Origin of the sequence: Halorientalis regularis (assembly GCF_023698535.1) — an archaeon.
GTDB classification, from domain to species: Archaea; Halobacteriota; Halobacteria; order Halobacteriales; family Haloarculaceae; genus Halorientalis; species Halorientalis regularis.
Map to the genome: position 1 here is coordinate 77,949 of NZ_JALJCL010000011.1, position 16,223 is coordinate 94,171.

Consider the following 16,223-nt stretch of genomic DNA (forward strand, 5'->3'; position numbering starts at 1 on the left):
TTCGCCACCTGGTCGACGAACGATAGATGGTAGACCGAGACACGGTCCAGTTGACCGACCAGCAACGGCTGGTCCGGGATTCGATCCGGGACATCTGCTCGGATTTCGACCAGTCCTACTGGCGCGAGAAGGACGTCCAGGGCGAGTATCCCCACGAGTTCGCCGACGCGCTCGCCGACGGCGGGTGGTTCGGGGCGCTCCTGCCCGAGGCCTACGACGGTGCCGGCATGGGGACCGAAGAAGTCGTCGTGATGATGGAGGAGATCGCGGCCTCGGGCGGCGGGTTCAGCGCCGCTCAGGCCGTCCACGGCGCGATCTACAACTCCGTGCCGCTCGTGAAGTACGGGAGCGAGTCGATGAAGGACGACCTCCTCCCGAAGGTCGCACGCGGCGAGGAGTCGATCCAGGCGTTCGGACTCACCGAACCGAACGCGGGGTCGGACTCCACGTCCATCGAGACTCGCGCCGAACGCGACGGCGACGCGTACGTGATCGACGGTCAGAAGATCTGGATCTCCCGGGTGGACGCGAGCGACTACATCGTCCTGATGGCTCGCACCACGCCGAAAGCCGAGGTCGAGAAACGGACCCAGGGGTTGACGATGTTCCTCGTCGACCTCGACGACGCGTACGCTCAGGACGGCCTCGAGATCGAACAGATCGACAAGACGGCCAGCGGGGCTGTCCACTCCTACGAGTTGTTCTTCGAGTCCCTCCGGGTTCCGGCCACGGCCGTCATCGGCGAGGTCGACGAGGGGTTCTACCAGATGCTCGACGGCCTCAACGAGGAACGGCTGGCCATCGCCGCGGAGTGTATCGGTCTCGGGGAAGCAGCCATCGAGGCCGGCGTCGAGTACGCCAACGAGCGCGAGGTGTTCGGGCGCGCTATCGGCTCGAACCAGGCCATCCAGCACCCGCTGGCCGAGGCCCACGCGCGCGTCCAGGCCGCCAAGAGCATGGTGTACGACGCCGCGAGCGAGGCGGAGGCAGGGAGCCAGAAGGACGTCGGCGCACGGGCGAACATGTCGAAGTTCCTCGCCGCCGACGCGGCGTTCGAGGCCGCCGACGCCGCCGTCCAGACCCACGGTGGGTTCGGCATCGCCCGCGAGTACGACGTCGAACGCTACTTCCGCGAAGCCCGGCTCACCAGACTCGTCCCGATCACACAGCAACTCGCGCTGAACTACATCGGCGAGAACGTCCTCGGACTTCCCCGATCGTACTGATGGCGGAAGAATCCGTCTCCGTCGCGGGGACATTCGAGCATCCGACCCGGGAAGCCCCGGAGAAACCGACGATGCAACTCCACGCGGAGGTCGCGGCGGGCGCGCTGCGGGCCGACGGCGACCTCCCGTTCAACACCGACGGCGGCGGCCTCTGCTCGAACCGCCTACGCCGAATTAGCGGAGGGCCCTCGAATGATGACCAACTCCGTCGACTGTGATCCCGACGAGGTCCCGGTCGGTGTCCCCGTCTCCGTCGCGTTCGTGCCCACCGACCGCGAGGACGTCGCGATTCCCGCCTTCCGCCTCGACTGACGGTCACTCGTCGCCGTGCTGCGGTGCGTATCGTTAAGAGGGCGGCCGTCACACCCCATGGTGTGCCACTCTCAGACACACGTGTCGTCGAGTGCGGGCAGGTCATCGCCGGTCCCCTCGTGGGCACGTTCCTCGGCGACCTCGGTGCGGACGTCGTGAAGGTCGAACCGCCAGACGGCGAGTTGTTCCGCACCGATCGCCGACGTCTCGACGGCGAACCGTTCAACCCGGGATTCGAGCTCTACAATCGGAACAAGCGCTCGCTCAGCCTCGACCTGAAGCGCGAGCGGGGCCGCGAGAGCCTCCACGACCTCGTCGAGAAAGCCGACGTGTTCGTCCAGAACTGGCCGCCGGGCGTCGCCGAGAACCTCGACGCGGACTACGAGACACTCTCGGCGATCAACGAGGACCTCGTCTACGTCCACATCACGGGCTTCGGCGAGACGGGGCCGCTCGCGAACAACCCTGGGATGGACACCATCGTCCAGCACATGTCCGGGTTCACGAGCCTGCTCGGGGACGGGCTGGAGGACGGCCCGCCGATTCGCTCCCAGTCCTCGCTCGCTGACGTCTACGCCGCCTACAGCGCCGCGCTCAGCGCCGTCGCCGCGCTCCGGCGCGTCGACCGCGGCGAGGGCGGCCAGAAAGTCGACGTGTCCCTGCTCGAATCGCTCATCCACAACCTCGACGGCGCGTTCGAGTACTACACGAACCTCGGTGAGGTGCCCCAGGCGGGCGGCCGGAACACGTTCAGCCGACCGGACATGCTGTACGGGTCCGCGGAGGCCGCGGACGGCTACGTCGTCGTCGCACTGTTGCTCTACTCCGACCGCATCTGGGACGCCTGCTGTGACCTCATGGACCGACCCGACCTCGCGGCCGCGGAGAAGTACCAGACAGCGGCGGGTCGAATGGACGACGCGTCGAAGCTCTCGACGCTCTTCGAGGCCTGGCTCGTCGAACAACCGGCCGACGAGGCCGTCGAGAAACTCAACGCCGCCGGCGTGCCGGCCGCCCACGTCAACGACATCGGCGAAGCGGCGGAACTCGACCACCTCGACGCGCGCGACGCGTTCGTCGACGTGCCCCACCCACGGTACGGCGAGGTGACGCTGACCGACACGCCGCTCTCGCTCTCGGAGACCCCGCCTTCGATCCGTCGGCACGCACCCGTCCTCGGCGAGCACTCCCGTGACGTGCTCGCCGAACTGGGCTACGACGAGGAGACCGTCGACGCGCTGCTGGCGGACGGCGTCGCCGAACAGGCCTGACCACGGACCGTTACCGCCCTACAAAGGTTTTTCCGCCGACTCGCGGAACCGTATGGTATGATAGGCCGAGACACGGCACCCACCGACGCCGGCGACGTGCTCCGGGACGACGACGGCGACGGCGAGGCCGTCGGCACGGAACGCGACGGGACGCCCCGGAGGGAACAGCGATGAGCCGGCGGGTCCTCGCCGAGGGCGTGAGCGCCGTCCCGAACGGCAGCTACGACGTGCCGACCTGGCAACTCGCGGCGGGTGTCCTCACCGGCGCGGTCGACGACGCGGGCCTCGACCTCGACGACGTGGACGGTCTCTATCTCCCGAAACCGCGGCCGTGGACCGAACAGGGCTTTTTTTCGACCTCGCTCGCGAACCGACTCGGCCTCCACCTCGACCGGAACGTCGAGACCTACACCGGCGGGACCAGCGGCGGGAGCGCGTTCCGACTCGCCGCCCGCGACGTCGCGAGCGGAACGCTCGACGTCGCCGTCGTCTTCGCCGCCGAACGCAACTCCACCGTCGAGACCGACGACTACCTAGCCTACGTGCTCGAAACCTTCGACCACGACATCCAGGCCCCCGCCGGGCCGACCGTCCCGGGGATCTACGCCCAGAGCCTCCAGCGCTACCGTCACGAGTACGACGTCCCGCGGGAGGCGATCGCGGACATCGCGGTGAAAAACCACGGGAACGGCGCGTCGAACCCCGAGGGACTGTTCTCCAGCGGGACAACCGTGACGGACGTCCTCGACTCGCGCCCCATCGCGCGTCCGCTCCGTCTCTACGAGTGTCCCGCGCCCTGTGACGGCGCGGCCGCGGTCGTCCTCGCCAGCGAGGCCGCCGCGTCGGCCGCGACCGTCGAAGTCGCGGGCACCGGGTACGACCACCCGCCGAGCCAGTATCTCGGGACACGCGAGGGGGCGCTCACCGAACACCCCGCGTTCGCGGGGGCCGCCGACGAAGCGCTCGGCGCGGCCGGCCTCGCCGTCGCGGACGTCGACGCGTTCGAGCTGTACGCACCCTTCCCGCACACTGAAGCGATCCTCACTGAGGAACTCGGCCTGTTCGAGCGCGGCCGCGGGGCACTCGCTGCGGCCGACGGCGCGACTGCCGTCGACGGCCCGACCCCGATCAGTCCCTCCGGTGGGCCCCTCGGTCGCGGGCATCCCGCGATGGTCACCCCGATCCTCAACCACGTCGAAGCCGTTCGCCAGCTCCGTGGTACTGCCGCGAATCAGGTCGCGAACGCCGACGTCGTGTTGACCTCGGCGGAACACGGGCACGTCGACGGCGTCAACACCACCGTCTTCCGGGGTGGTATCGATGCGTGAGGACGTGATCGCCGCGCCCTTTTTCGAGGCGCTCGCCGACGATGCCTTCGCGGTGCAACGCTGCGGCGCGTGCGACCGCGCGTTCCTCCCGCCGGCACCCGTCTGCCCGCACTGCCACGCCGCCGACGTGGACTGGGAGCGAACGGACGCTCGTGGTCGCCTCTACGCGTTCACGGAACTCCTCCGGACGCCACCGAACTTCGACGAACCCGCCGTCGTGGGTACCGTCGTCGTCGAGGGCGTCCGCGTCCTCGCACCGATCGACGCGCCCTACGACGCGCTCTCTATCGGCGACCCGGTCGCACTCGTTCCCACCGATGGCGCGGGCGATCACGACCGCGGCCGCTGGGCCGACGCGCCCTTCTTCACCGCTGAACCCCGTCCCGACGCCGAGTGAACGCCGCCGCCACTCTGCGCTGCGACCCGCTCCGCCGTCGGTTGCGGGTCCGACTGCCGGACCCAGGTGCCCACGTCCGTGAGTCGAGTCGGCGACGCGGCGACGGGCCGGACCACTCACTCCTCGGCGACCCGTTCTTGCCACTCCTGGACTTTCGTCAGCAGTTCCACCGGCGGTGTCTCGTCGACACCGCGCGGACCCACCCTCGCTCGAGCCGGGACCGCGGCGAAATATCACCTTTTCCAATAATATTATGTCACGGAATCTCTATTTGTTGGGGTGTGATAGGTGAGCAACCCGTACATCTCGAGTCGGACAAATCGCTCGTTCGAGCGGCTGATAACCTTCGACTGGTGGCAGCTGGAAAAAACGAGAGCAAATGTCGATCACGGACAAAACATCAAAATTCTGAACGGTAAAATGTTTAACAACTGATGTTTTTCGCGTTGAAACTCATACGGTTTGTCTTTCGGCTCTTCCTGAAACTGGTACTGTTCCCGTTCAAACTGATCAAGCGACTCCTGGGCACCGAGCAGTCGACCGAGCAGTGGGCAGAAACGGGAGAGGCGGAGACTGAGGCCACGGAGGGTACCCCGGAGACGCTGGCGGATTCTCCAGAGGGGCTCAGCGTGGCAGCGACGCAGGCGAAAAACAACATCCAGCGGTTCCGCAAGGGGCTGATTGCAGTCGGTGTGGTGCAACTGCTGGTCGGTCTCTTCGCGGTTTTTAATATCGCACAGTCACCGATCGGCGGGTTCCGACCCGCACTGGTCGACGGACTCCTTCTCACAGTCGTCGTCTTCAGCCTCGCACCGATTGGCGTTGGATTCGGACTGACGAGGTGGACGACGGCCTCGTGGTATCTCGGAATGGCGTTTTGCGGCCTTCAAATCGTCCTCTCGGTGTTCGCGCTGCCTGGTGGTCTCATCACGATCGGTATCTACGGCATCCTCGGCTATCTCGGATATACGGGACGACCAGCACTGATGACACTATCGAACGCTGGCGGCTCCCCGACGGGAGATGAATCCGGGCAGCAGGAGTCAATCGAGCGACAGTCTCACGACACAGGGGGGGCGGTCGACCACGAGGACATCCCTCCGTCAGATTCTGAACCGGCAGCTGACGCCCCAACTGACGGTACGGCATCGTCACAGACGGAACGAACGGACACTCCTCCCGCGGACACCACCTCGACGGAACCGGCTCCCGAACCGTCCGCCAACGACGAAACCGAAGATCCGGGCGACGGTGGTCAGGGTGACCACCAATCCGACCCCTCGGAAACGGACGCAGGGGAGACGGACAGTGCGGAACCCCGGGCGGATGCTGGAGCGGTCGAGGGCGATCCGGTCGAGGAGTACCGGGAGGAGCTACACGCCGACTCGGCATCGATCCGGCGAGCAGCGGTCGAGGATCTCGTCGCCGCAACCAGTTCGGATTCCGTTCCCACGCAGGCCGCCATCGACGCACTCTCGGAGCGACTGGAAGACGAGGATCCGGAGGTCCGGGCTGTGGCCTGTCGCGGACTGGGCCAGCTCGGCGCGGAACAGGTCAAACCGAAACTCGAGGACCTTCGCATCGACACCGACCCGGACGTGAGTCGTGCAGCGAGTCAGGCACTTCGGAACATAGAATGAGTACGATGTATCACTCAGTTACCGATCGTATCGAACGTCGAATCGATCTCGGAGACCAGTCGCGGGTCCCTACACCCGACGAGGGGTGGTCCGGATGCGTGTGACCGATGTCGTTCGCGAGGCCGACCGTCCAGTGGCCGAAGACAGAGCTCGCGCACTCGCGATCAACGAAGCACTGCGGGAACCGCTCTCCGAGTTCCTCGACGAGAAACAAACCAAGTTGCGATACGCGGTCGGAATCGGTGCTGCCACCGCGGTGGTGGGCATCGTTGCGCTCGGGATAGTCGATGGGGCTCTGGTCGGCGGCGGGCTGTTCCTCCTCGGTCTGGCCATCGCTGGCGGCGGCTATGCCTACCTCAACGATCAGTCTCCGGACGTGACGGTGCGCTCGGTTCAGAAAGGATACTGGACAGCACACAGTCTTCCCGTGCAGGATGGCTCGATACTCTACGACGCCACCCAGTCTATCGAAACGACGAGTTTCGATCTGGAGCAACTGACCGATCACGACAAGATCGCAGCGGCCAACGATACACTCGCAGACGTCAGTGAGTACCCGGTCGTGATGGCACAGGACGAAAACGTCGAGGACACGCTGACGGAGACGCTCGACGAGATTACGACGGAGATCGAAACTGCAGAAGAGTTCACCGTCGAAGCGCCGATCATTCCCGCGACCGGCTCCGAACGAGCGGCTATCGAGACGTTGCTCGAGATGGCCGACCCGGACGACACCGTCGATGCGGACTTCGACATTCCAGTTGACCAGGCCCGGACCGACATTCAGGAACTCGACGAACTCGAGCAAATGGCGGCCTCGGACGGTGCCGAGAGTGAGTTAGAGGAACTGTCCGACACGAGTCGGACGCTCGTCGATGACCTATCCGGAATGCAGGAGACTGCCGTCGACCTGTTGAACGACCACATCGGGACCGCTGCAGACGCGTTCGGCCTGGTGAGTTACAACTTCTACTGCCCGGACTGTCAGACCGACGATATCGATTCGGTGGTCGAACTCACGGACCCACAGGCTGGGAGCTGGTACTGTGAAACGTGCCGAACGACTCACGATACGTCGGCCGTCATTCCCAGACACCGCCTCAAAGACGATCTCGTGAACCCCGTCTGGGACCAGCTGTGGATCGAGAAAGACGACCAACGTCGCGAGGTGTACGAGAACATCGAGGACCAGAAAGCCGACTTACAGGAGCGGGAATTCGAACAGCGCAGCGAGGAGATCCGGTCGACGACCGACCGGATCCGTGACCTCCGATCGCGGATCCGAGACCTCAAGACGGAAGCCAAAGCCGCGGAGGGGAAAGTCTCGGAGATCGGGGATCTGATGGTCAAGTACGAGCGGATTCACGACGAGCGAAAGCAGGCCTTCGAGCAAGAAGTCGAGTCGTCGTTCGCCGAAATCGACGAGGAGACGGAAGAGATTCTCGAACAGACCCGGAACGAAGAGCAAGAACGAATCGAGGAGGCTGAACAGGCGGCCAAGGAGAAAGCCGAGATGATGCGCGAGGAGAAACGGCGGCGGGAGATCGAGAAATTCGTCGCCGAGCAACAGCTGGAGGACCAACGAACGCGTGCGACACTCGCACAACAAGCGGACCGTCACGACGAGGAAATGGAGATGCAACGGCGCCAACACCGGGAGGAGTGGATGCTAGAGACCCGTGGCCGAACGTCGTTTTCCGGTCGGATCGACAAGGCACGGATGAAAAAAGACCGGCTCCTCGGAGCGTCTGCCGGGGGTGATTCCTGATGGCGAACGACGACCTCCTCAAGCCACTCAGAGCGATCAACGAGACGATATCGAATCTCCGTCAGGACGTCCAGAAGCTCACGGGTGAAGCCAAGAAGATCAAAGAAGCGATCACGAACGGGGCCGAAACCATCCGGGACGCTATACAGGAGAACATCCAGGCACAGGCCGAACTCAAGCTGATGGAGTACGTCATGGAGGTAAAGTCGGTCAAGCCACAGATCGACGCCGAGTACGAACAGATCAAAACGGAGCGGAGCGAACTCGAGGGCCGACTCGAGAGCATCGGCGAGCGATACCAGCGAAAGCAAGCCGAACTAGACGAGAAAGCCCAGGACCGTATCCGGGACCTCGGCTCCCATATCTTCGAGATCGAAGAAGAGCAGTTCGAAGACGGGATCGAAGACCCCTTCACCGAGCAAGTGACCACGGCGTGGCAGTCGCTCCAGGCCCACAACGCCGACGTCGGTGACGAACGGGCAACAGCGGTCAAGGAGACGACGAGTGAGGCAATTCAGCGGATCTACGACTTCATCGACCGGCAGGAGCAGCTCCTCGAATCGATCCGGGATCACCGATACGATCCCGCCGAGCACACACTCCCGACGGACGAACCGGGCCAGTTACAGGTCCCGTACTACGTCGTCGAGTACGAGAAAGACGGTGTGGTCGACAGGCAGGTGATCGTCCCATCGTCGGTGTCCGAGGGCGGGACCGAGTGGTGTAGCGCGACCCTCGAGGCCAGCGACGGCGTGGCGACGCTGCTTGGCAACGTCGACCCAGTTACCGATCCGGCGACGACCGACACGCTATCCGAACAGACGCTGCGGGACACGCTCTCCGAGTACAGTTCGTCCTCACCACTGGGGTTGTCTTACGCCGACGCTGTCGCGGATGCCGTTCCCGAGAGTGGACGCGTCGACGTGCCACAGGAGGTCGCGGAATAATGGCGGAGATCGAACAGAGCCGTGCGGTCGTCGAGGCCGAGGAAACGTTCGATGGACGGATCATTCCCGACGAACAGGCGGAACTCGGACGGCCCGTTCGGTTACGGGATGGGGCCGTGGTTCAGGGAAGCGTCTACGGCGGCACGGTCGAAGCCGACGACGGCGTCACCGTCGAAGGATCGATCATGGCGGCCGCGGGTATCGAACTCGACGGCGCACACGTCGATGGCGAGGTCGGGTCACCCGACAAGGTCCTCGCGACCGACACGCACATCGACGGGACCGTAACCGGCCAGCGTGTTCGTCTCACCGACTGTGTCGTCCGCGGGAACGTCGTCGGTGCCAACGTCATCCTGGAAGACTGTATCGTCCTCGGCATCGCCACTGCCGAACGTGAACTCGCCATCGAGGAGTCTCTCTGCTACACGTTCCGTAGCCAGGGGGAGACGACGCTCGAAAACACCACGCTGGTCCTGCCACAGGCGATCGCCGAGGGCCCCCTGGAACTGACGACGCCCGTCGCAGTGGCCGGACTCGGGCAGATCGAAGTCGACGACGCGGGCGGCCCTGCGGAACGACTCCCGGAGATGGGCGCGGACGATCTCTACGAACAGGACGGGACGACCTATCTCACGCTCGCACCTCGCATCCTGAATCTCGAAAAGATCACCGAACGGTTGGAAGAACTGGAAGACGCAGTCATGGCCGCCGTCGACGACACGAGCGGCGACGACGGAACAGAGATGAGCGTCGACGACGTTCTCTCGCTGTTCGACATCGATCTTCGAGACGGGACGACACCGGACTAACCGAGCGTTCCCCTGCAGACAGCAAAACCGGCGCTACTCGGGCGAAGCAAGGTCGGATCCGAGTGGGTAACTCAGTCGTCGTCCCCGTCGAGTTCGGCCTGCCACTCCTGGACCGTCGCCATCAGCTCGACCGGCGGCGTCTCGTTCACGTCGAGGTCCTGCAACTGGTCGAGGACCGCCTCGGCCGCCGGATCGAGCGTCGCGCCGTCCGCGCCCACTTCGGCCGCGTCCCCGCCGTCGGCCGTCGCTCGCTCGTCCGCTGTGGCCTGTCCCTCATCGCCGGCCGCTCCGTGCTGGAAGCTCCCCGAGGAGAGATCGAAGACGGCCTGCACCGGTTCCCCGCTCCCGCCGCCTTTCGCCTCGATGGCCTTCTCTTCACGGAGCCGTTCCAGCACGTCCCGCGAGCGGTCGACGACCGGATCGGGGACACCGGCCAGATCCGCGACGTGAATTCCGTAGGAGCGATCCGTCGGGCCCTCCCGCACCGTCCGGAGGAAGGTCACGTCGCCGTCGCTCTCGTCCGCAGCGACGTGGACGTTGGCCACCCGCTCCAGGTGGTCGGCCAGCCCGGTCAGCTCGTGGTAGTGGGTCGCGAAGAGCGTCTTCGCGCGGACCTGGTTGTGGATGTACTCCGTCGCGGCCCACGCGATGGAAATGCCGTCGTAGGTCGCCGTCCCGCGACCCACCTCGTCGAGAATCACGAGCGAGTCGTCGGTCGCCGAGTGCAGGATGTTCGAGAGTTCCTGCATCTCGACCATGAACGTCGAGCGGCCCTGGGCCAGCTCGTCCAGCGCACCGACGCGCGTGAAGATGCCGTCGACCAGGCCCACCCGCGCCGACTCCGCGGGGACGAAACTCCCGATCTGGGCCAGCAGCGTGATCAGCGCCGCCTGTCGCATGTAGGTGGACTTCCCGCTCATGTTCGGGCCCGTCACGATCAAAAAGCGCCGGTCGTCGTCCATCGCGAGGTCGTTGGGGACGAACGAGGTGGTCTGTTCGACGACGGGGTGGCGGCCCTGCCGGATGTCCAGGTCCCGACCCTCGACCAGTTCCGGCCGGGTCCAGTCGTTGCGGACGGCGTGGGTCGCGAGGCTCCCGAGCGCGTCCAGTTCCGCCAGCGCCCGGCCCACGTCCTGCAGGAGCGTCGCCCGGTCGGCAACCCGCTCCCGGAGGGTCTGGAACAGGTCGTACTCCAGGTCACCCCGTTGCTCCTCCAGTCGCAGAATCTCCCGTTCTTTCTCCTCCAGTTCGGGGATGGTGAACCGCTCCGAGTTTTTCAGCGTCTTGATCGGCTCGTACTCGTCGGGCACGTCGTCGGCCTCGCTCTTGCCGACCTGGATGTAGTATCCATCAGTTTTGTTCCGGTCGACCTGCAGGTGGGTGATTCCATGCCGCCCCTTCTCGCGCTGATCGAGCGTCTCGATCCACTCTCTGGCCGCCTCGTGTTGCTCGATGATCTCGTCGAGTTCGTCGTCGTACCCCCGCCGGAAGAGGCCGCCCTGCGTGACCGTGCCGGGCGGGTCGTCGGTCAGCGCCTCGTCGAGTTCGGCGGCGAGGTCGGCGGCGCTCTCGCGGTCGGCTCCGGCGACGATCTCGCTCAGCGGCGATTCCGCCAGCTGGTCCCGTCCGTCGATCACCTCGGCGGCGCGGGGCAGGAGTGCGAGCGTCTCGGCGACCCGCAGGAGGTCGCCCGCGTCGGCGCTCCCAGAGGCCGCCCGGCTGGCCAGCCGTTCGAGGTCGTACGCGCCGGAAAGCACCTCCCGGAGTTCTTCGCGAGCCATCGCGGCCTCGGTCAGCGCGGCCACCGCGGACTGGCGGCGCTTCAGTTCTCGCCGAGAGCGCCGCGGTCTGACGAGCCACTGGCTCAGCAGGCGACCGCCGGCGCTGGTGACGGTGTGGTCGATGGTCGCGAACAGGGATCCCGACCGGTCGCCCTGCATGGTCTCGGTGAGTTCGAGGTTGCGCTGGGTGGTCGCGTCCAGTTCGACGTGGTCGCTCCCGCTGTAGGTCTGCAGGCGCGTCACCGACGCGAGCGCGCCCTGGCCGGTTTCCTCGACGTAGGCGAGCACCGCGCCGGCTGCCCGGATCGCCGCCTCGTCGTCGTCGATCCCGACGCTCTCGGTCGTGTCGTCGCCGAACTGCTCGCGGACGCGGTGGCGCGCCCGTCCCGGCGCGAACGACTCCGCGGCGTGCAACGTCAGCGTCGCCGTCGTCCGCTCGCGAATCCGGTCCAGCAGCGCCTCGTCGGCCCGTACGTCCGGGCCGGGCAGCACCTCCGCGGGGTCGAACTTGTACAACTCCGTCAGGAGCGCGCCCTCGCTGTCCTCGCCGCCGACGCTGGTCACGAAGAACTGGCCGGTCGTCACGTCCGCGGCGGCGACGCCGTACCCGTCGCCCTCGCGGACCACCGCGGCGAGGTACTGGGCGTCGTCGTCGGTCGTCTCGATCAGCGTCCCCGGCGTCACGACACGGGTGATCGCCCGCTCGTGGCCGTCCTCGGTCTCGTGCTGGTCCGCGACCGCGACCCGGTACCCGCGTTCGACCAGCGCCGTCAGGTAGGGGGTGAGATCGTCGACCGGCACGCCCGCCATCGGGTACGACGAGCCATGCGAGGACTTCTGTGACACTTTCAGGTCGAGTTCGTCGGCCACGGTTTCCGCGTCCTCGTCGAAGAACTCGTAGAAGTCACCGCACTGCATCGCCAGCAGATCCGCATCCGTCTCCTCCTTGAGGGCGAGAAACTCTCCGACGATGCCCGTCGCCTCTGTCATACCCTGCTCTGGGAGCGACACCGAATAAAACGCTGTGGGTCCGTGGCGGAAGTGGTCGCCCCACCTCGGCCCGGCGGCCGCCGGCCCGTTCGCTACCGCATCCCCGATCGGGTAAAAATTTCAACGCGTAACATATAAAATACCGAAAATAGATGGGAGATATAAACACTTAATTGAATTCGTTTGTGAAGCTTGTTGGTACGCATCATGGGAGCGGACCACAATGCGGACGAACGGGGTACAGACGTGGGGCGGGTGAACCGACGGCGATTCCTCGGGGCCTCGGGGGCGGCCCTGACGGCGCTCGCGACCGGCGTGGGGACGGCCTCGGCGTCGTTCGGATCGGGTGTCACCTCCGAGGACTACACCATCGAGTCGTGGGACGGGACCGAACTGGAGGCGACGCTGTACACGCCCGACGCCAACGAGCCACAGCCGGCCGTCCTGATGACCCACGGCTGGGGGGCGTTCCGGGAATCGCCGCTGACGCTGCCGAAGGCGAAGTTCCACGCCAAGCAGGGGTACACCGTCCTGACCTACGACTCCCGCGGGTTCGGGAGTTCCGAGGGGACCGTCGGGCTCGACGGGCCCAACGAGATCAAAGACGCCCAGCGGCTGGTCGACTGGCTGGCCAACCGGCCGGAGGTGGCGCTCGACGCCACCGACGACCCGAAGGTCGGCATGGACGGCGTCTCCTACGCCGGGGGCATCCAGCTGTCTGCGGCGGCGGCCGACGACCGGATCGACGCGGTCGCACCGCGGATCGCCTGGAACGACCTGCAGTACTCGCTGGCACCGAACGGCGTCATCAAGATCGGCTGGCTGTCGATCCTGCTCGGACTCGGGGGGCTCAGCGCCAACCTGATCGGGCCCGACACCAACATCGACCCGCGGCTGTACGACTGGTACGAGCAGGCGCTGCGGACCAACGACCTGCCGCCGGGCATCCTCGAAGCGAACGAGAAGCGATCCTTCCCGTATTTCGAGGACTACGACACGCCGACCTTCCTCATCCAGGGGTGGGACGACTCGCTGTTCAAGCCCATCGAGGCTGTCCGGACCTACCGGACCCTGCAGGACCGGGGCGTCGAGTCGCGACTGGCCTTCTACGAGGGCGGGCACGCCCCCGAGGAGATCACCGTGCCGTTCGACCAGCGCGGGTACATGAACGGACTGGTGAACACGTGGTTCGACCGCCACCTCCGCGGCGAGAGTACCGACATCCCCCAGTCGAACACGTACCTCAAACAGCGTGAGGAGTTCCGGACCGAGGAGCAGTTCCCGCCGGACGACACCGAGTTCGTCACGTACGACCTCGGCAACGCCGACGCGAACGGGGACGACCGCATCGAGCAGTGGAGCTGGTGGTACGACTCGAACGTCACCTACACCTGGGACGTGCGCGACCGCGCCGAGTGGTACGGGACGCCACAGATCGACCTCTCGCTGGACGTGCACGGCCCCGAAGCCCGGATCTTCGTCAACATGCTCCGGAACGGCGAGCCGATCAACGGCATCGGCGAAGCCTACCGGATCGAGGGCTCGGGCGTCTCGCGGATCAGCTTCGAGTTCCCGACGCTTCAGCGGTTCGTCTCGCCGAGCGATCAGTTGGGACTCCAGATCGAGGTCTCCAGTCCCTACTATCTGGACTCCCGCGAGTCCGAAGGCGTCACGATCAGGCCCGGCGAGTCCAGGGTGAATCTGCCACAGCGACCGCGGTAGCCGCCCGGCACCGTTTTCCGGACTCACTGCTCGCGAACGGTGACGCCGGAGATCTCGAAGCGTGCGCCCGTCCCGGCCGCGCCGTCCGCGATGCGAATCCGCCAGTCGTGGGCGTCGACGATGTCCTTGACGATGGCCAGCCCCAGCCCCATCCCGCCGTTGCTGCCGGCGGTCCCGTACTCGAAGAGGTGGTCGCGCTGGTCGGCGGGGATACCGGGCCCGTCGTCTTCGACGTAGAAGCCATCGGGCTCTCCGTCGTCGTCGAAGACGAGGCCGACGCGGACGGAGACGGACGGGGCCGAGCCGTCGGTGTCAGCCTGCCCGACAGCGTCGCCGGACCCCGTCCGACTGCTCGTGGAGCCATGCTCCACGGCGTCACCGGAACTCTGTGAGTTCCGGTTGCCTGTCGAGCCGTGCTCGACAGCGTTCCGGAAGCAGTTCTCGAACAGTTGCTGGAGGCGGCTCCCGTCGGCGCGGACGGTGCAGTCGCTCGCGACCGTCAGCGCGGCGTCGCCCGTATCGACGACCTCCCAGGCAGCACGGGCGACGCGGTCGAGGCGGACGAGTTGGGTGTCCTGTACTGTGGTTCCCTGGCGGGCCAGCGCGAGCAGGTCGTCGACGATGGTCTCCATCCGGTCGATGGCACCGTCGACGTGTTCGAGGTGGCGGTCGTCACCGTGTTCCTGTGCGAGTTCTAGCCGGCCCCGCGCGACTTCGAGCGGATTGCGGAGGTCGTGGGAGACGACGCTGGCGAACCGTTCGAGCCGCTCGTTCTGTCGTTCGAGTTCCGCTTGCCGGCGCGTCCGGTCGGTGATGTCGCGCATGACGCCGACGGTCCCGCGGAACTCCCCGTCGACCGACCGGAGCGTGACGTGGACTTCGTACGTGCGCTCCCGTCCGTCGGGCGTGGTCAGCGTGACCTCGAATCGCCCCGGCGCGTCGGTGTCGGAGTCGAGGAGCCGCGCGACCGTCTCCAGATAGCGGTCGACTGCCTCCCGGCCGAACACGTCCGCGTCGAGCAGGTCGGTGTAGGACCGCCCGATCAGGTCCGCCCGGTCGATCCCGAACACGTCGGTCGCGCGCTCGTTGGTCGTCTCGACGACCCCGTCGGCGTCGAACACGAAGACTACGTCGGGAACGGTCTCGAAGATCCGCTTGTAGCGTTCGAGTTCGCGCTCGCGCGCCCGCCGGTCGGTGATGTCCCGGACCACGCCCACCGACCCGGCGAAGGCGCCCTCGTCGTCACGGACGGGTGCGAGCGACACCTCACAGGGCACCCGCTCGTCGGCAGCGGTCAGCAGGTCGATCTCGACGGTCTCGTGGGTCCCGCCGCCGTTGGCGAGCAGGCGCTCGATGGCCGCGTCGGCGGTCGCTACCGAGTCGGGCGTCGTGAACCGTTCGACGCTCTCGCCGACGAGATCCGCGTCTTCGTAGCCCACCCGCTCGGCCATGGCCTCGTTGTACAGCCGCAGGTTCCCGTCCGCGTCCAGCACGTACATCGGATCGCCGGCGGTCTCGACGAGCGTCCGGTAGTAGTCCGCGGGCCGAGCGCTCCCGGCCTCGGCGTCGGAACCGCGCCGCGCGGAGTGGTCGCCCGAACTCCACTCGTTGGCCGCCTCGACCGCCGCGGCGAGCCGACCGCTCGGATCCGACTCCGCTGCGAGGTTGACGTACGCGGCCACGTCGACCTCGACCGCTGCGGCCGCCAGCCGCTCGCTCCCGTCCGGCGCGACCAGGACGACGGGCAGTGTGGCGTCGACAGCGCGAACGGCGTCCACGCACCGTCGCCACGCTCCGTCCGGCGATTTGCCGGTCACGACGATGCAATCCGGCTCGGTGTCCGCCATCGCCCGACGAATCGCCGAGACCGTCGCTACCCGTTCGACCTCGTATCCGTTCAGGAGATTCCCGAGGTCGAGTACGGCGTCCGCGAGGTCGGCCGTCACCACCGCTGGAACTGTATCGTCGGTCGTCACCAGTCTTGCTTGCCAGTCTTGCCGACCCCGTTGAATGTTTTCCGGAATAGTTCTAT

General features: G+C 66.3%; 13 protein-coding genes. 11 read left to right on the forward strand and 2 right to left on the reverse strand.

The features are described from left to right. The first annotated feature begins 26 nt into the window (after positions 1–26). The 10 genes from MU521_RS14805 to MU521_RS14850 all read left to right on the forward strand — a co-directional run bounded on the left by MU521_RS14805 (position 27) and on the right by MU521_RS14850 (position 9,698). Complete coding sequence (locus MU521_RS14805) at positions 27–1,226, forward strand: acyl-CoA dehydrogenase family protein (protein ID WP_092693584.1); 1,200 nt, start codon at positions 27–29, stop codon at positions 1,224–1,226. Continuing rightward, positions 1,226–1,444 carry a hypothetical protein gene (locus MU521_RS14810; RefSeq protein WP_139171137.1) on the forward strand — a complete coding sequence of 73 codons (219 nt, stop codon included), beginning with the start codon at positions 1,226–1,228 and terminating at the stop codon, positions 1,442–1,444. Before MU521_RS14805 ends, MU521_RS14810 begins: the two co-directional genes overlap by 1 nt. Beyond that, the gene (locus tag MU521_RS14815; RefSeq protein ID WP_217630173.1) at positions 1,422–1,538 is read left to right on the forward strand and encodes a PhlB family protein; all 117 of its coding nucleotides are present in this window, start codon (positions 1,422–1,424) and stop codon (positions 1,536–1,538) included. The genes MU521_RS14810 and MU521_RS14815 overlap by 23 nt, the downstream gene beginning before the upstream one ends. Before the next feature lie 62 nt (positions 1,539–1,600). Then, on the forward strand, positions 1,601–2,809 hold the full coding sequence (locus MU521_RS14820; protein ID WP_175452894.1) for a CaiB/BaiF CoA transferase family protein: 1,209 nt from the start codon (positions 1,601–1,603) through the stop codon (positions 2,807–2,809). Between the two features lie 170 nt (positions 2,810–2,979). Further along, complete coding sequence (locus MU521_RS14825) at positions 2,980–4,137, forward strand: thiolase family protein (protein ID WP_092693579.1); 1,158 nt, start codon at positions 2,980–2,982, stop codon at positions 4,135–4,137. Beyond that, positions 4,130–4,534, forward strand: coding sequence for a Zn-ribbon domain-containing OB-fold protein (locus MU521_RS14830; RefSeq protein WP_092693577.1), 405 nt, complete (start codon positions 4,130–4,132; stop codon positions 4,532–4,534). Before MU521_RS14825 ends, MU521_RS14830 begins: the two co-directional genes overlap by 8 nt. 434 nt (positions 4,535–4,968) lie before the next feature. After that, entirely contained in the window at positions 4,969–6,174 is a 1,206-nt protein-coding gene (locus tag MU521_RS14835; protein ID WP_092693575.1) for a HEAT repeat domain-containing protein, read from the forward strand. A gap of 94 nt (positions 6,175–6,268) precedes the next feature. Beyond that, positions 6,269–7,942 carry a hypothetical protein gene (locus tag MU521_RS14840; RefSeq protein WP_139171136.1) on the forward strand — a complete coding sequence of 558 codons (1,674 nt, stop codon included), beginning with the start codon at positions 6,269–6,271 and terminating at the stop codon, positions 7,940–7,942. Beyond that, positions 7,942–8,889 (forward strand): hypothetical protein, encoded by a 948-nt coding sequence (locus tag MU521_RS14845; protein ID WP_092693571.1) that lies wholly within the window; start codon positions 7,942–7,944, stop codon positions 8,887–8,889. The genes MU521_RS14840 and MU521_RS14845 overlap by 1 nt, the downstream gene beginning before the upstream one ends. Next, entirely contained in the window at positions 8,889–9,698 is an 810-nt protein-coding gene (locus MU521_RS14850) for a hypothetical protein (RefSeq protein WP_092693569.1), read from the forward strand. The genes MU521_RS14845 and MU521_RS14850 overlap by 1 nt, the downstream gene beginning before the upstream one ends. Positions 9,699–9,769: 71 nt before the next feature. Here MU521_RS14850 and mutS read toward each other — a convergent pair whose 3' ends face one another. Continuing rightward, positions 9,770–12,469 (reverse strand): DNA mismatch repair protein MutS, encoded by a 2,700-nt coding sequence (gene mutS, locus MU521_RS14855; RefSeq protein ID WP_092693567.1) that lies wholly within the window; start codon positions 12,467–12,469, stop codon positions 9,770–9,772. 207 nt (positions 12,470–12,676) lie between these two features. Here mutS and MU521_RS14860 point away from each other — a divergent pair, with 207 nt between their 5' ends. Further along, a complete protein-coding gene (locus tag MU521_RS14860) occupies positions 12,677–14,191 on the forward strand; it encodes an alpha/beta hydrolase family protein (protein WP_092693566.1) in 1,515 nt (504 codons plus the stop codon). A gap of 23 nt (positions 14,192–14,214) precedes the next feature. On the opposite strand, the gene MU521_RS14865 is transcribed toward MU521_RS14860, so the two are convergent. Next, positions 14,215–16,167 (reverse strand): PAS domain-containing sensor histidine kinase, encoded by a 1,953-nt coding sequence (locus MU521_RS14865; RefSeq protein WP_092693564.1) that lies wholly within the window; start codon positions 16,165–16,167, stop codon positions 14,215–14,217. Positions 16,168–16,223: the final 56 nt, after the last annotated feature.

Bases quoted from the DNA above. Each gene is read 5' to 3' on its own strand.
- MU521_RS14805 (WP_092693584.1), top strand. From the start codon at position 27: ATGGTAGACCGAGACACGGTCCAGTTGACCGACCAGCAACGGCTGGTC.
- MU521_RS14810 (WP_139171137.1), top strand. From the start codon at position 1,226: ATGGCGGAAGAATCCGTCTCCGTCGCGGGGACATTCGAGCATCCGACC.
- MU521_RS14815 (WP_217630173.1), top strand. From the start codon at position 1,422: ATGACCAACTCCGTCGACTGTGATCCCGACGAGGTCCCGGTCGGTGTC.
- MU521_RS14825 (WP_092693579.1), top strand. From the start codon at position 2,980: ATGAGCCGGCGGGTCCTCGCCGAGGGCGTGAGCGCCGTCCCGAACGGC.
- MU521_RS14830 (WP_092693577.1), top strand. From the start codon at position 4,130: ATGCGTGAGGACGTGATCGCCGCGCCCTTTTTCGAGGCGCTCGCCGAC.
- MU521_RS14835 (WP_092693575.1), top strand. From the start codon at position 4,969: ATGTTTTTCGCGTTGAAACTCATACGGTTTGTCTTTCGGCTCTTCCTG.
- MU521_RS14840 (WP_139171136.1), top strand. From the start codon at position 6,269: ATGCGTGTGACCGATGTCGTTCGCGAGGCCGACCGTCCAGTGGCCGAA.
- MU521_RS14845 (WP_092693571.1), top strand. From the start codon at position 7,942: ATGGCGAACGACGACCTCCTCAAGCCACTCAGAGCGATCAACGAGACG.
- MU521_RS14850 (WP_092693569.1), top strand. From the start codon at position 8,889: ATGGCGGAGATCGAACAGAGCCGTGCGGTCGTCGAGGCCGAGGAAACG.
- mutS (WP_092693567.1), bottom strand. From the start codon at position 12,469: ATGACAGAGGCGACGGGCATCGTCGGAGAGTTTCTCGCCCTCAAGGAG.
- MU521_RS14860 (WP_092693566.1), top strand. From the start codon at position 12,677: ATGGGAGCGGACCACAATGCGGACGAACGGGGTACAGACGTGGGGCGG.